Source organism: Streptomyces solitudinis (genome assembly GCF_036323765.1).
In the GTDB taxonomy this organism is placed as follows: domain Bacteria; phylum Actinomycetota; class Actinomycetes; order Streptomycetales; family Streptomycetaceae; genus Streptomyces.
Genome location: NZ_JAZDCW010000017.1, coordinates 1 through 13,733, shown reverse-complemented (window position 1 = coordinate 13,733; position 13,733 = coordinate 1). Strand labels below are relative to the sequence as shown.

Below are 13,733 nucleotides of genomic sequence, written 5' to 3'. Positions count from 1 at the left end.
TCCGGATGGGCCCGTTGGTCCGTTCTGACTCACACTCGACTTGTAGAGTGCGAACGCCTGTATGCCACGGATCTTCGCTGGAGCTGACTGTGCATGGACTTGCTGCCCGTATCCGAGCCGTCGGTGACTGGGAGTTCCGCTCCCGGGCTGGAGCGGAGGTGCTCTGTGGCAATCAGTGATGCCGTCATCTCGAATGCCCTGGCTGCGTACCTGGAGCGCTATCCGGATGAGGCCGAGTTGCTGTCCCGGCCGGTGCAGATGCTCGCCAGCGGTGAGAACTTCGCCTCTCGGCACAGCTTTCCGATGCACGTGACGGTCGGTGCGCTGCTGGTGCGCGGCGGCTGCGAGATCCTGCTGATCGAGCACCGGGCCTACGGGATCACTTTGCAGCCCGGTGGCCATCTCGAGCCGACGGACACCACGCTGAGCGACGCGGCGGTGCGCGAGCTCGCCGAAGAGACCGGCCTCGACCCCGCGGCAGTGTCCCTGGCGGATTCGGTGCCTGCGTATGTCGAGTACGGGCGCGTTCCGGCGCGCCCGGCCAAGGGGGAGCCGGATCACTTCCACCTCGACATCGGGTTCGCCTTCACGACGGACCGTGCGGATGTGGGCCAGATCCAGGAAGCGGAGGTGACCGGTGCCGCCTGGTACCCGCTCGCGGATGCCGAACGGCTGGTCGGCCACCGCATCGCCCGGGCCGTCAGCAGGCCGGCCCACGCAGGCTGACCCCGCACAGCTGCCGCTGCACCGGATCGTGCTGTGCGCCGTCCAGGATCTGGCGGGCCGCGGGCCAGCTTCCTCCGTTCAAGCCTGCAGGCCGTCGAGTTGAGCGACGACGACGAGCCAGCTGGTGATCGTGACGTGGTCGGGACGGGTCTGGGCGTATGCCTCCTGCAAGATCGACATCTGCTGTTCGTAGGAGAAGCCGCCCTCGGGGCGGGCGAAGACCGGGATGGACAGCCAGGCCCTCCGCTCGGCCATGGTGGTGTGCTGGGCTGTGACATCCGCTTCGGCCAGCGTCAGCCCGGCGGCAGCCAGGTAGCTGGCGACAGCCGTGAGCGGCAGTTGGGGAACACCGCTGGGCGGCGCCGGAGGTGCGCCGTAGTCGCGGACGGCGATCTGCTCGATCAGCGAGCCGAGCGAGGCACTGGCGGGCCGGGCCTGTGCGGCTGGGTGGGTGACTCCGGCGAATCCGCCGCCGACGTTGAACACAAACCGGCCGCCGGGCCGCAGAACGCGGCGCACCGCGGCGAACACGGAAGGAACGTTCGTCTTCCAGATGGCCGAGTTGCACACGACGGCGTCGACGCCGCCTGCCGGGGTGTGCTCGGCCAGCTCCTCGGCGCGGGCCGTGACCCAGGAAAGGCGTGGATCGTCCAAGGTGCGGCGGCCGATGCGCTGCATGGCCGGAGCGTTGTCGAGGGAGATGACCCGGGCGTCGGGCGGCGCGAGGGCGAGGATGGCTTCGGCGGTGGCTCCGGTGCCGCCGCACAGGTCGACGATCACATGGCTGTCGGTGAGGCGGGCGCGGGCGGCGAGGTCGCGGCTGGAGGCGCTGTACATGGGGAAGGCGCGGGTGAAGGCGGCGTAGGCCTCGGCGGTGGTCTCGTCGTCCCAGCCGGTCAGGGCGTCCTGCGTCAATGCGGTCTCCTCTGCTTCGGTGTTGGCCCGGGGGCAGATCGGTCGGCTGTGGCGTCGGTGGCTTCAGCCGTACGGCGCGCACGCCGGGCCGGGGCGCCGACTCATTCGAAGGACGGCTTGCGGTCCCGGGTGCGCTTGAGCTCGAAGAAGCCGTCCGTTGCGGCCACGGCGAGCAAACCGTCCCAGAGCCGTCCGGCCGCTTCGCCGCGAGGGGCCGGGGTGACTACAGGGCCGAACAGGGTCGTACCGGCGATCCGCAGGAGGGGGGTTCCGACGTCGAGCCCGACATCGTCGAACGCCTCGTGGTGCGATTCCTTGATGAGGTGGTCGAACTGGGTGCTGGTGGCCGCCGAAGCCAGCGAGGCCGGCAGTCCGGTTCTCCGCCAGGGCTTCGGTGATCACCCTGGGGTCCTCGCGGCGCCGCTGATTGTGCAGCCGGGTACCGATGGCGGTGTACAGCGGCCCCAGCACGGGCCGGCCGGCGTGCTCGGCGGCGGCGCAGACCCGCACCGACCCCCAGGCCGTTTCCATCAGCCTGCGGTAGTCCTCGCTGAGGCCCTTGCCTTCGCGCTGCTCGAGGTTGAGGTAGGCGAGCGACATGATCCGCCAGTCGACGCGCACCGGCCGGACCTGCTCCACCTCCAGCAGCCAGCGCGAGGTGATCCACGCCCAGGGGCACAGCGGATCGAACCAGAAGGGGACCTCGCGGACCTCGTCGCCGCGGATCTCTTCCGTGGTCGTCATGATGGATGCCGTCCAATCTCCGAGGGGTTCTGCATGGCGTCGTTCTGCGGTTGGGCTAGACGTCGAACAGCCCGCTCTGGACGGGCAGGTTGTGCTTGGCGGTGCGGCCGGCGACCTTCACCAGGGCCGCGAGGGTGGTGAGCCGTGGGTCTTGGTCGGCGGCGCTGATGAGCTGGAGGAAGACCTTCGCGGTGACCTCTACGTCGGCGGCGGCCCGGTGCCGGTCCGGGGGCTGCGGGATGCCGAAGTGCGCCAGTAGCGTGTCGAGCTTGTAGTTCGGCAGGTCCGGGATCAGGCGCTTGGCCAGCGGGATCGTGTCGAGGAAGTTGGTTCGGGCCAGCGTGGGGCAGTGCTCGGCCTGGTGGTGGATGACGCCGGCTTCGGTGGCCGCGTGCTGGGCCACCAGCAGGTAGGGGGTGCCGGCCGTGAGCCGTCGGTCCAGTGCCCCCAGCGCCTCGGCCGGGGTGGGGGCCGTCTGGAGCTGCTCGGCGGTCAGGCCGGTCTGGGCGGTGTCCGCCGGGGTCACCGGGGCGAACGCGGGCGGCCGGATCAGGGACTCGCTGCGGCCGGTCGTGCTCCAGCGGCCGTCCGGGCAGCGCAGGACGAGGGCTGCGACCTCGATGGGCTGGGCCGGGTAGCCGGTGGGGGTCGTCGTCTCGAAGTCGATGACCACGAAGGTCGTCTCCCGGAAGGCCGGGTCTTGGGTCAGCTCGCCCATCTGTTCATCTCATCCATCTCGTGGGTTCCGTCGCACCCGCTCGCCGCGGCACGGGCCGCGGCGAGCGTGCCCGAGCGCAAGGGGTCGTGATGGGCCGTCACCGGTTGGTGAGGTCGGCGACGGCCCGTGCCGCAGCGAGCAGATCTGGCGCGTCCTGGTGCTGCTCGCCCGTCCAGGTCTGGCTCAGGGACCGGTACAGGTCCGTCATCACCGGCAGGAACTCCGGCGGGAGCGAGGCGGGCTGCGGCCACTGGCTGCGAGGCACGCCGTCGGCGATCAGCTTGCCGGTGGGGATCTCGTTCCCGGAGCGTACGTACCAGTCCCGCAGGACCTGCTTGCCGCAGTGCACACCGTCCCGCATCAGGCGGCTCTCGTCCGGTGTGCCGGGGCTGTCGGCGAGCACCAGCTGCTGATCGCTGCTCATCAGGTACTCAGCCTTGCCGTCGCAGTGGCTCAGCCCGAGCTTGTCCGCGTGCCCGGTCAGCACCGCGTTGACCCTGAAGGTGATCTCGCGCAGGGCCTGGAACTGCTCGTCGTCCAGGCCGGCGAGGTCTTGGGCGTGGGCAGGGGTGAGGAAGCGGTTGACGTCGTCTCGTGTCGTCGCGTACTCGATGAGCGGCTGCTTCAGCTTCTCGCCGACCGGAGGGATCGCATCGAGCCCGACGTCGGCCGGGGCCAGGTCGCCAGTGGCCAGGCGCCGGTGGACGGAGCTGCCGGGCGGGAGCTCGTTGCGGAAGAGGACCTGGAGGGGGAGCAGGTAGTTGCCGGACGCCGGGGTCAGAGGGCGGGCGGCCTGCTCCGGGAGGCGCGCGAGGGTGAACTCGATCCGGTTCGGGGCGATGAAGCGGCGGAAGTGCGTCCGTACGCCGGCCTCCTCCAGCAGACGGAAGTTGAAGGCGGCCATGCGGCAGATCGCCTCGCCCTTGCCGGGGATGGCATCCGGCATCCGGCCGTAGTGGAAGACGGTGTAGTGGTCGGTGTACTCGAAGACGCCGACGCCTTCCCGTTTCGCGGTTGGCGGTTCGATGACGTGCAGGTTCTTGGTCGAGTTCAGGACGGGCATCGTGCTCCTCGGGTGCGACGGCCTCGCGCCGTCATCGGGTGGGATCTGCGGACCGGGGCGCCGCCGCGGGCCGGGCGGAGGCCGGACCGGCTGTGCCGGGCTCCATCCGCGCTCCGGCGGGGGCCAGCTGGCCGTCGACCACCGTGAGCACCTGCATGCCCGCCGCCCGGGCGGAGGCCGTGCCGTCGGGCGCGTCGTCGACCGCGAGGCAGCGCTCCGGTGCGGCACCCAGACGGTGGGCGGCGGTGAGGAACAGCTCCGGGTCCGGCTTGCCGTGGGTGACGTCCTCGCGCGCGACGACGGCCGCGAACGCGTCCTTCAGGCCGAGGGCGTCGAGCCCCGGGTCGACGAGCAGCCGACTGGCGCCCGACGCTACGGCGCAGGGCAGCCCGGCACGCCGTGCCTGCTGCAGGAGCTCCACGATGCACGGGATGGGCGTGATCGTGTGCACGGTGGCCAGCAGATGGGCGCGGCTCCGCTGGATGATCTCGTCGTGGGGCAGCGCCCGGTCGCCGGGGAGCACCGCCAGGAGGTCGTGGATGGACAGGCCGATGTGCTGGCCGTACCAGTCGGGGTCCAGAGCGACGCCGTATGGCTGGAGAGCCGCGTGCAGCGCGTCCTCGTGCCCGCGTCGGGTGTCGGCGAGGGTGCCGTCGAAGTCGAGAAGCAGAGCCTGGACCTCTTCGCCGATCGCGGGTACGCAGCTTCTCGGGGCCCGGCCGCCAGGGCAGGCCGGGTGCTGGGCGGCCGGGCTCATGCCGCCGCTGCGGCAGGAAGCCGGCCGCAGCACATGCACGCCGCGTCCGGCACCTGCCACGGCTCCTTCAGGCAGGACAGGGCACCGCCGGCGCCCTGGATCCACGCCCGGATCTGCTCGGCCGCCTCGTACTCGTCGACGCTTCGCCGGTCCACGACCCGGTAGCGGGCCGGGTCGGTGGCGGCGAGCTGTTCGAACAGCTCGCCCGCCACGCGCATGAAGTCCGCCTGCTCGCCGGTGAAGACGCACCGGTCGCGCCGCTGGGCGCGCTCCAGGGCCTTCGAGGCGTCGTCGGTGACGAGGATCGTGAGGTCCGGCAGCGGCCGGTACGAGGAAGCGAGGTCCAGCAGGTCGATCGCCGTCTTCAGGGCGGCATCCATGTCACCGGGGTGCAGCAACAGCGCCTGGCACACCGCGGTGGTGTCCACGCAGCGGCCTTCGACGACGGTCCGCCCGCTAGCCAGGTCGGAAAGGACGGTGTCCAGGTCGTGCCGCTTGATGGCCATCAGGATCAGGGCCTCGGCCATCGGGGTGCCGCCGCGCAGGAACGGGTCCCCGGCGCTGGCCTGGCGCAGCGAGGTCAGCAGAGCCTCCCCGAGCCCGGGGCGCCCGCCTGCCCGCTGGGAGAACTCGTCCAGCATCAGCGGCTTGACCGCGAGGACTTCGACAGCACGGTTGGTGAGGTAGGTCTTGCCGACTCCGTTCAGGCCCTCGGCGGAGATCAGCGGGCCGCGGCTGCACGGGGGGCCTACCGGTGTGGTCGTCATGCTTCGCTCTCCGTTCGGACACGAGGACGGGGACGGCGGGTTGCCGGACGCAGTTCTCCGGCAGGTGCGGGCTCGAGGAAGCCGGTCACGCGTGCCATGCGGCGGCCTCCCGGATGATGACGGCGGCGTAGCGGTCGAGGACCGCTTCGTCGTCGCGTTCGGTCAGGACGAGGGCGAGGGTGCGGTCCAGGATCTGGGCGGCACCGCGGCACGGGGCCCGCTCACCGCCGGTGAACATGGGCCGGGTGTCGCACGGGACCAGCCGGAAGCTGCCGGTGGAACTGGGCACGGCGAGCTGGGCGAGGTGCTCGGCGAACGCCCGGGGGCGTGGCAGGCCGATACGCAGGAGCGGGGAGTAGTGGTTCCACGTCTCGTCCGGCGCCGGCTGGAGCGGCGTGAGACCGCGGGCACCGGCCAGGGCACGCAGCAGGTAGGCGGTCTGCGCGCGGCGGCGCTCCAGCAGGGCGGGGAACCGGCGCAGGTTGGCCTGGGCGAGCGCCGCGATCAGCTCCGGCATCCGCCCCGGCAGCCCGAGCCGTTCCTGGGGACGGCGGCCGGGCGGGGGCGTCAGCCAGTGGCCGCGCAAGGCCCGGGCGTGGGCGGTGAGAGCAGGATCATCGAGCAGTACGAAGCCGCCCTCGCCGCTCCAGAGGATCTTGCCGTCCTTCGTGCTGAAGCGCCCGGCCGCGCCTGCTGCGCCAGCCGGAACTCCGGCACGCGAGGTTCCTGCGGCCTGGGCGGCGTCCTCGACGATGGTGAGCTCCCGCTGTGCGGCGAAGGCGCGCAGGCGGGCTGGGTCGCCCATCCTGCCCCACAGGTGCACCGGGACGATCGCCTTGGTCCGGGTCGTGACCTTGGAGGCGGCGTCGGTGTAGTCCAGGTCGAGGGTGTTGGGGTCGCTGTCGACGAACACTGGCGTCGCGCCGAGTTGGACGACCGGCTGGGCGGTCATGACGACGGTGAGCGCCGGCAGCAGGACCTCGTCGCCGGGCCCGACGCCGATCGCGGATAAGGCGGTGTGCAGGGCGGTCGTGCCGGAGGACACCGCGACCGCGTGCCGCCGGTCGAGCACTCGGGTGAGGTCGTGCTCGAACCGGCCGGTGAACTCGGCGCAGGCGGGGTCGGGCATGGCGGCCAGCGCGGCCGCCATGCCTCCGCCGAGGTCGGCCGCCGGGAGCGGGGGCAGGCCGGTCATGTCGCCTCCCGCGCCAGGAGGCGGGGCATGCCGAGCACGAGCGGGCCCATGTTCACGCAGTCCCGGGAGAAGTGGGAGCAGTCCGTGCACGCCGGTCGCCCGTCGAACAGGGTCCGCGCGTCGGCACCGACGATCGTGCGCTGCTGCGAGGGGGCTGTGGCGGCGATCCGCCGGTCGGACGGGCAGTCCCACAACGAGCCGTCGGGCTGGATGAAGAACAGCTGCGCCCCGCCGAAGCACTCCTCGACGCGGCCGCTGTCCTGGGTGGAGATCGAGGCGAGGAACTGCCGCATGTAGGCGGGGTCGGGGATCGCGAGTCCGCGGGGGTCCGCCTGGAGGCGACGTAAGTGGTCCTCGACTGCGGGGACGTCGGCGGGGGTGTGGCACCGCTCGGCGAAGAGCTTGTGGTCGCCAGGCAGGGAGATGGGCTGGGGGACGTAGTAGTCGACGCCGACGTCGGAGGCGAGCCGGGCGACGTCGGTGATCTCCTGGGGGCGGTCGCGCATGACCACGGTGTAGATGCCGACCCGCGGACCCGGCCGAGAGTCCCGCTCGCTCAGTAGGGTGCGAATGCCGGCAAGGACCTCGCGGTGGCCGACCCGGCCGGAGCGGGACGGCCGCAGCCGGTCGTTGATGCCTGCGTCCGCGCTGTCGAGGGACACCGAGACCCCGTCGACGCCGAGTTCGACGAGCTGCCGGGCGATGCCGGGCCGGGTGAGCGGCACGCCGTTGGTCGCGACGACGACCTCGCATCCGGCATCCTTGATCGTCTTGATCAGACTCAGGGTAGGCAGCCAGTCCAGCGGCTCGCCGCCGGCCAGGATGACCCGTTCGACCGGCGAGCCGGCCAGGGACCGAGCGAACGCCTCCATGACGGTGCGGTCCAGGTCGCGAACAGGGATGTGGGACAGCACGCCCGGACCCTCGGGGAGCGCCTCCTTGTGGTCGGCCAGTTCCCCGAAGTAGCAGTGCGGGCAGCCGAACGAGCAGGGCGACCGCAGCGCCCACAGCACGGTGATGTCACGACGCACGGCTGACCTCCCGCTGTGCCACCAGGGCACGCACGGTGTCCTCGACGGCCTTGCCGGTCTCCTCCGGGCCGTGGCCAGTCACGTCGATCACGGTGAACCGGTCCGGTTCGGCGGCGGCCAGCTCCCGGTACAGCTGGTCGGTCTGCTCGATCACCGCCAGGGCGCTCGCCGGAAGCGTGCGACCGATCCGTGCGCCGAACCGGGCCTTGCACTCCTCCCGGTCGCCGGTCAGCAGGAGGGTGGCGTCCGGCATCAACCGCCACCGGCGGGCAGTGGCCAGGATCTGATCAGCCACCGCCCGGGCGGGCGTGGCCTGGTGCTCGTCGTGCAGGATCGCCCCCTGGCACACGGCCACGCTGTCCACGCCGCGGTCTTCGACGATCACCTCCACGCCCTCCAGCAGCTCGGGGGTCAGACGCTCGAGCTCGCGGAACTTCAGCGCCAGCAGCGCGAGCGTCTCGACGACCGGGTGCCCGGTGCGCAGGCAGACGTCCCCGCCCGCGGCGAGGGCGGCAATCACCTGGCCGGGCAGGGTGTCGGCGGCCTGGTCGGTCAGCTCCTCCAGTCGCAGGCACCGCGAGCCGAGCGAGGCGGCCACCGTGCGGACGGCAGTGGTCTTGCCGACCCCATTGATGCCTTCCACGCTCACCCACAGCGGCCGGCCGGGAACCTCCCCGGCGCGGCGAGCCCCGGGAACCATGGCGGTGATCACGCTGGTCTCCGGCGCACCAACAGCGGCTCGGTCATCCCGCCGGGGGCGGTACTGCTCGCTGACTTCAGTGCTCATGCTGCTCCTCCCAGGGGAAAACGAGCCAGGTGTCGTGCAGCGACGCGAGGTAGTCGATGGCGCGCTCCGGCTCGTCCTTGCGCGCCCAGTTGGCCCGGTTGACGGCGATGACCGCGGTGCGCAGCCGGGCGGGGCCCAGATCGCGCAGCAGGTCGGCAGTATGAGCGAGGGTCGCACCGCTGCCGGCGATGTCGTCGACGAGCAGCACGTCCAGGCCCGTCAGGTCGCCGAGCGAGGCGGGGTTGCGGACGGTCGGCAACGGGGTCTTGGCGGCGTTGATGCCGTCTTCGGCAGTATGGGTGACCTCGACGGTCCGTACGTCGCGGATCTTGAGGCAGTGGGCGAGCCAGACGGCCGGGATCATGCCGCCGCGCACGATGCCCACCACGGCCTGCGGCACACCGCCGACCGTCACCTGCTTGGCGAGGGCCTGCGTCGCGGCGCCGATGTCGTTCCACGTCAGGTACAGGGGAGCGGGCCGGTCAGCGCGGCTCGCGGGCGGCCTCGGGGATGAGGTCATCTGCTGCACCTCCTTCCTGGTCTGCTTGCCGGTCGGGGATCAGGCCGCGTTCCACTGGGCGGCGGCCAGGGTGACGAACTGATGATTGAGTACCGGGTCGGTGGCGAACCGGCCTCCGGTGTGCACCGTGGTGGTGCGGGCGTCCTCCCTCCGCACGCCGCGCATGCTCATGCACAGGTGTGCGCCGCGTACGGCGACCGCGACGTCCTTGCGTCCGATCACGTCGGCCAGGTGCTCGGCGAGCTGCCGGGTGAAGCGCTCCTGGACCTGGAGGCGGCCAGCGATGTGCTGCGCGATCCGCCCGAACTTCGACAGGCCCACCACCTCCCCGTCGGGCACGTATCCGGCCGCGACCTGCAGGTTCATGGGCAGCATGTGGTGTTCGCAGAGCGACCACACGCTCATTCCGCCCACGATGACCAGCTGATCGCTCAGCTGGGACTCGGCGAAGCAGGTAGCCACCGCGGTGTTGCCCGAAGACAAGAAGGTGCTCCACCAGGCGGCGACGCGGTCAGGGTGTCGGCCAGGCCCTCGCGGGTGGGGTCCTCGCCCAGCGCGACCAGGAGCTGACTGATCAGGTCGGCGACCCGGCCGGTGTCGATGGCTGCGGCGAGGGAGCCGGGCACGGGGACGGTACTCAGGTCCGGCTCGGGGCCGGCGACATAGGTCGTCATGGGCTTCTCTCACTTCCGGGGCTGGGCAATGGGCGGGGACAGCGCAGGGAGATCAGCGCCCTCGCGCGTTCGCGAAGGCGAGCACGTGTAGCCGGGTGGTGAAGTGCCAGTGCCGGGCCGCGACCGCGTCCGCGAGGACGCGGGCCGTCTCGGTGATCGCCTCCGCGGTGGTGCCCTCGTGCATCACCCACACCGGCGCGAGCCGGTGTGTGTCGGTGAGCTCGGCGATACGGTCCAGGTCGGCCACCGAGGACGCGACGAACTTGAACGCCGCTCGTCCGGATTCCACGAACGCCTTCAGCGCGGCGGGCACCAAGCTCTTGGCCTCGTCCACACCGAAGCTGGCGATCTTCGGCGAGACGTTGAAGCGGACCTTGCCGATCAACAGCTCGGGAAGCGGCGTGATGGTGCCGTTCGTCTCGAACTCCACGCGCTTGCCCGCGGCCAGCAGCGCCTGGACGAGCGGCACCAGGCGCGTCTGCTGGAGCAGCGGTTCCCCGCCGGTGATCACGACCAGTTCGACGGGCGAGGACGCGGCCCAGGCCACCAGGTCCGCCACTGTCCGCCTCGTCGACCACTCGCGCAGGTCGAACCGGGACGTGTCCCAGCTTTCCTTCGTGTCGCACTTCGCGCAGGTCAGGTTGCACCGGGACAAGCGGATGAACAGGGCAGGATGCCCGCAGCTCGGGCCCTCGCCTTGGAAGGTCGGCACTTCGACCCCGAAGCACTCCATGACGATCAGCCAGAACTGGGCATCATCCGTCGCCCGTCCCACGGTCGTCGGCTCGAGCGAGGTCACTGTCCCTCCACATCGAAACGGGCCCAGCTACGGGCGGTCTCTCGCACGAGCACGGCGACCAGGCGGCCAGGGATGGTCGGCTGGACGTTCTGGATGAACCAGCCGGCGAGGAACTGGGCCAGGCGCTCCGAGGTCGGCTCGAAGGGGAGGATCTCGTGCAGGTTGTGGTGGTCCAGCTCGGCGTCCAGGAACTCCTTGAACGGTGCGAGCGCGCCGAAGTCCGTGACGAAGCCCGGCTTCTCCAGGGTGGGAGCGGTCAGGACGAGCTCGATCTCGTAGCTGTGTCCGTGCTGTTGGGCGCACTTGTGTTCAGGCGGCAGCCCGGGAAGCCGGTGCCCGGCCTCGAAATGGAACCTCTTGCCAATGGTGAAGGTGCCGGACGGCAGCTGAACGGAACGGAGATCCATGATCTTCCTTCGTGGGCTGGGGGCAAGGCGGTTCTGATCGTCGGGAGAATCCACACAGGCGCTGGCCAGCGCACCCGAGCTCCAGCAGCCATCGGGCAGCCGCCGAAAGGCTTGAAGAGCCCGGCATCGAGCCGTCAAGAGCGCTGCCAGCACGTCAGGTCGCTGGGGTGATCGAGTGTCGCTCAACTGCCCGTGCAACGGCACGAGTTGTCGGTCATCCCGCCGGTCATCCCGGCCTGTTGACGACTACGCTCACCGCGGCTCCTGCTGATTGGATGACGGAGTGGCCAAGAACACCCACCCCCTGGCACTGGTGCGCGCCGCACGGGGCATGACCGGCGTCGACTTCGCCCGAGCGATCTGCGCGGCAGCTGAACGCCGGGGCCTGCGTTCCGGCACCACCAAACAGCGCGTCTACAAGTGGGAAGTCGACGGGGTCACACCCGACCGGGAATCCCAGGAGTACATCGCCGAAGTGCTCGGAGTCCCGCTTGAAGACGTAGACGTGCAGGCGTGGCCAAACTGGCTGCCTGACGTCGGTGTGGCTCCCCTGGGGCCCGCCAGTACCGTGCCGGCCCTGCGAGAGGCATTGAGAGCATCGATGGATCGATCCCGCCGTACCGTCCTGTCCGCGATCTCCGCCACAGCCCTGATCACCTTGGCCGGTGCCTGGGCCACCACTGACGTATGGCCGGAAGTCGCCGAGCGTGTCCAGGGCAAGACCATCGGCGAGGAGCTGGTCGCCGTGCTGGAGGAAACCAGCGCGCGGTTGACGGCTCAGGCCACTCAGGAGCGGCAGCACACCGCTCCGCTGATCGACGCTCACCTGGCGACCGTGACAGACCTGATCGCCCAGGGCCGCTACTCCCCGGCCGTGGGGATCCGGCTCCACGCCCTGGCCGCCAGCCTCGCCCAGACCGTGGCCTGGCACCGTTTCGACCACGGACGCCACGGCGAAGCCGGCCGCTTCTGGATCGCCGGACTCCACAATGCGCACGCCAGCGGTGATCACGACATGGGCGCCGCTCTCCTGAGCGACCTCGCCTACCAGGCCTCCTGGCGCGACGACCCCCGCACCGCTGCCCGCATCCTGGAACGGGCCCTGACCCGCACCCGGCACCCGGCCGCCCGGTCCCTGCTCAACCTCCGTCTCGCCCGCGCCCTGGCACCTCAGGGCGAGAGGCGTGCAACCCTGCGGGCCCTGAGTGCCGCCGAGCACCTTCTCAGCGTGCCGGCCCTTGATCCCGTTCCCGCGTGGTGCTCTTGGCTCTCCGAGGCGGACCTTGCCGTCGACTCCGGGCAGAGCCTCAACGATCTGGGCGAAACTCGCCGGGCCCACCAGCTCATCGAGGAAGGCCAGGCCCTGCTGCCGCCCAGCCGGGACAAAACTCGCGGCGTCTTCCTCGCATTCCGCGCCAAGACGCACCTCGACCTGGGCGAACCCGACCTCGCCGCCGCCGTCGCGGCCCAGTCCCTGGAGCTTGCCCACCGGATCGGCGCCCCCCCGTTGCGTAGAGCTCGTCCGCGGGCTCCTCCCGCGCTTCAAGACCGTCAGCGACGCGGAGGGCGTTCCCGAGCTGCTGACCAAGGCCGCAGCCTGAACGCCCGCTCACAACCCGCCACGAACCCGCAGCAGCCTCCGTACGACTGGGACGCCGTGGAGCGAGAGGACGCCCATCCTGTAGGGAAGCTCGCCGATCAGCCCGGCCATCGCTGCCGTCCGCGGTCACCGCGCCGACCGCGCCCGCAAGGTCGCCGCGCTCTACGGTGCCGATCTGACGCTCGGCGACCTCCCCGACAACGCCTTCGGCACGGTGCCCGGCCTGCGCATCGCCGTGAAGACGCCTGGAAGTCCGGCTTGGGCGAGCAGGGCGGTGAAGTCAGCGCCCGCCCGCGGACAGGGCCGGGGGCCGGCTCGGGTACTGGGTACCGCCTGGCGCCGACCGGTTCTGTCCGCCAGCGCGCTGTCGGCCAGGATCATCTCCGGAGCGGTCCGGGGCAGCCGTTCCTCCGTAAGCGGGCCATGACCTGGCGCGAGGGCATCAGCTGCCTGCCCGGGATGATGACGCAGGCGAGTGCTCGGCAGCGGCTGCCAACTGCGAGAAGGAGCTTGGTTGCCCGCTTGGGCCGGGGCAGCCGACGGCTGGTGTGCAGGGAGACGGCCAGCGGCAGCGTGGGCGGTGGGCGTCAGTGCAGCAGCGAAAGGCGGCTCGCAGCCAGTACGGTGCTCTGGGCTCGCGCTGTGCCCGTGCTCCACACTGAGCTGGGGGCACGCAGCGCTGCTGCCCGAACAGCACGAGTGCGGCGCCCGTCTCCCAGGAGCAAGCGGCGGCCGGGCCAGTGTCAGCTGTCGGGCAGGCCCGTCAGAGTCGTGCCGTATCCGGCCCGCTCCGCTGTCACCGTGCCTGGAGACAGGCTCTTCCACATCAGTGTCGTGCTGGGGACGCTCTGCTCGTGAACGTAGGTGCCTGCAGAGGAGGGGACGACGAGCACCGGGCCAGCCGCGGCCGTGTACCCGCAGGAGCCGAACCCACAGTGCCGCCCGGCCAGCGGTGCTCGACACCGCGCAGGGCCGAGGCAGCCGTCGGCCCGCGCATCTGGCAAGGCTGTGCCCTCAGGCGCCGTCGGCT

General features: G+C 71.1%; 15 protein-coding genes and 1 pseudogene. 2 read left to right on the top strand and 14 right to left on the bottom strand.

Going from position 1 to position 13,733, the window contains the following annotated elements; genetic code table 11:
- Positions 1-165: 165 nt before the first annotated feature.
- Positions 166-726, top strand: a complete 561-nt coding sequence (locus V1J52_RS25750; RefSeq protein WP_330142378.1) for an NUDIX hydrolase — start codon at positions 166-168, stop codon at positions 724-726.
- 78 nt (positions 727-804) lie between these two features.
- On the opposite strand, the gene V1J52_RS25745 is transcribed toward V1J52_RS25750, so the two are convergent.
- The 14 genes and pseudogenes from V1J52_RS25745 to V1J52_RS25680 form a co-directional block, all read right to left on the bottom strand.
- Complete coding sequence (locus tag V1J52_RS25745; RefSeq protein WP_330142377.1) at positions 805-1,641, bottom strand: class I SAM-dependent methyltransferase; 837 nt, start codon at positions 1,639-1,641, stop codon at positions 805-807.
- A gap of 101 nt (positions 1,642-1,742) precedes the next feature.
- Positions 1,743-2,385, bottom strand: a pseudogene (locus V1J52_RS25740) (mycothiol-dependent nitroreductase Rv2466c family protein).
- 55 nt (positions 2,386-2,440) lie between these two features.
- Positions 2,441-3,103: a 3'-5' exonuclease gene (locus tag V1J52_RS25735; protein ID WP_330142376.1), complete on the bottom strand. Its 663-nt coding sequence runs from the start codon at positions 3,101-3,103 to the stop codon at positions 2,441-2,443.
- A gap of 97 nt (positions 3,104-3,200) precedes the next feature.
- Entirely contained in the window at positions 3,201-4,166 is a 966-nt protein-coding gene (locus V1J52_RS25730) for a phosphoribosylaminoimidazolesuccinocarboxamide synthase (RefSeq protein ID WP_330142375.1), read from the bottom strand.
- Between the two features lie 31 nt (positions 4,167-4,197).
- On the bottom strand, positions 4,198-4,983 hold the full coding sequence (locus tag V1J52_RS25725; RefSeq protein ID WP_330142374.1) for an HAD family hydrolase: 786 nt from the start codon (positions 4,981-4,983) through the stop codon (positions 4,198-4,200).
- Entirely contained in the window at positions 4,920-5,690 is a 771-nt protein-coding gene (locus V1J52_RS25720; protein ID WP_330142373.1) for a dTMP kinase, read from the bottom strand. The genes V1J52_RS25725 and V1J52_RS25720 overlap by 64 nt, the downstream gene beginning before the upstream one ends.
- Positions 5,691-5,775: 85 nt before the next feature.
- On the bottom strand, positions 5,776-6,885 hold the full coding sequence (locus V1J52_RS25715; RefSeq protein ID WP_330142372.1) for a DegT/DnrJ/EryC1/StrS family aminotransferase: 1,110 nt from the start codon (positions 6,883-6,885) through the stop codon (positions 5,776-5,778).
- A complete protein-coding gene (locus tag V1J52_RS25710; protein WP_330142371.1) occupies positions 6,882-7,916 on the bottom strand; it encodes a radical SAM protein in 1,035 nt (344 codons plus the stop codon). The genes V1J52_RS25715 and V1J52_RS25710 overlap by 4 nt, the downstream gene beginning before the upstream one ends.
- On the bottom strand, positions 7,906-8,703 hold the full coding sequence (locus V1J52_RS25705) for a dTMP kinase (RefSeq protein WP_330142370.1): 798 nt from the start codon (positions 8,701-8,703) through the stop codon (positions 7,906-7,908). Before V1J52_RS25705 ends, V1J52_RS25710 begins: the two co-directional genes overlap by 11 nt.
- Positions 8,693-9,223 (bottom strand): phosphoribosyltransferase, encoded by a 531-nt coding sequence (locus V1J52_RS25700; RefSeq protein WP_330142369.1) that lies wholly within the window; start codon positions 9,221-9,223, stop codon positions 8,693-8,695. The genes V1J52_RS25705 and V1J52_RS25700 overlap by 11 nt, the downstream gene beginning before the upstream one ends.
- 39 nt (positions 9,224-9,262) lie before the next feature.
- Positions 9,263-9,706 carry a GTP cyclohydrolase I gene (gene folE / locus V1J52_RS25695; RefSeq protein ID WP_330142368.1) on the bottom strand — a complete coding sequence of 148 codons (444 nt, stop codon included), beginning with the start codon at positions 9,704-9,706 and terminating at the stop codon, positions 9,263-9,265.
- The gene (locus V1J52_RS25690; RefSeq protein WP_330142367.1) at positions 9,655-9,897 is read right to left on the bottom strand and encodes a hypothetical protein; all 243 of its coding nucleotides are present in this window, start codon (positions 9,895-9,897) and stop codon (positions 9,655-9,657) included. Before V1J52_RS25690 ends, folE begins: the two co-directional genes overlap by 52 nt.
- 52 nt (positions 9,898-9,949) lie before the next feature.
- Positions 9,950-10,696, bottom strand: coding sequence for a 7-carboxy-7-deazaguanine synthase QueE (locus tag V1J52_RS25685; RefSeq protein WP_330142366.1), 747 nt, complete (start codon positions 10,694-10,696; stop codon positions 9,950-9,952).
- On the bottom strand, positions 10,693-11,103 hold the full coding sequence (locus V1J52_RS25680; protein WP_330142365.1) for a 6-pyruvoyl trahydropterin synthase family protein: 411 nt from the start codon (positions 11,101-11,103) through the stop codon (positions 10,693-10,695). Before V1J52_RS25680 ends, V1J52_RS25685 begins: the two co-directional genes overlap by 4 nt.
- A 283-nt stretch (positions 11,104-11,386) precedes the next feature.
- On the opposite strand from V1J52_RS25680, the gene V1J52_RS25675 reads away from it, so the two are divergent.
- Positions 11,387-13,561, top strand: a complete 2,175-nt coding sequence (locus tag V1J52_RS25675; protein WP_330142364.1) for an NsdA family TPR-like regulatory protein — start codon at positions 11,387-11,389, stop codon at positions 13,559-13,561.
- The last annotated feature ends 172 nt before the right edge of the window (positions 13,562-13,733 follow it).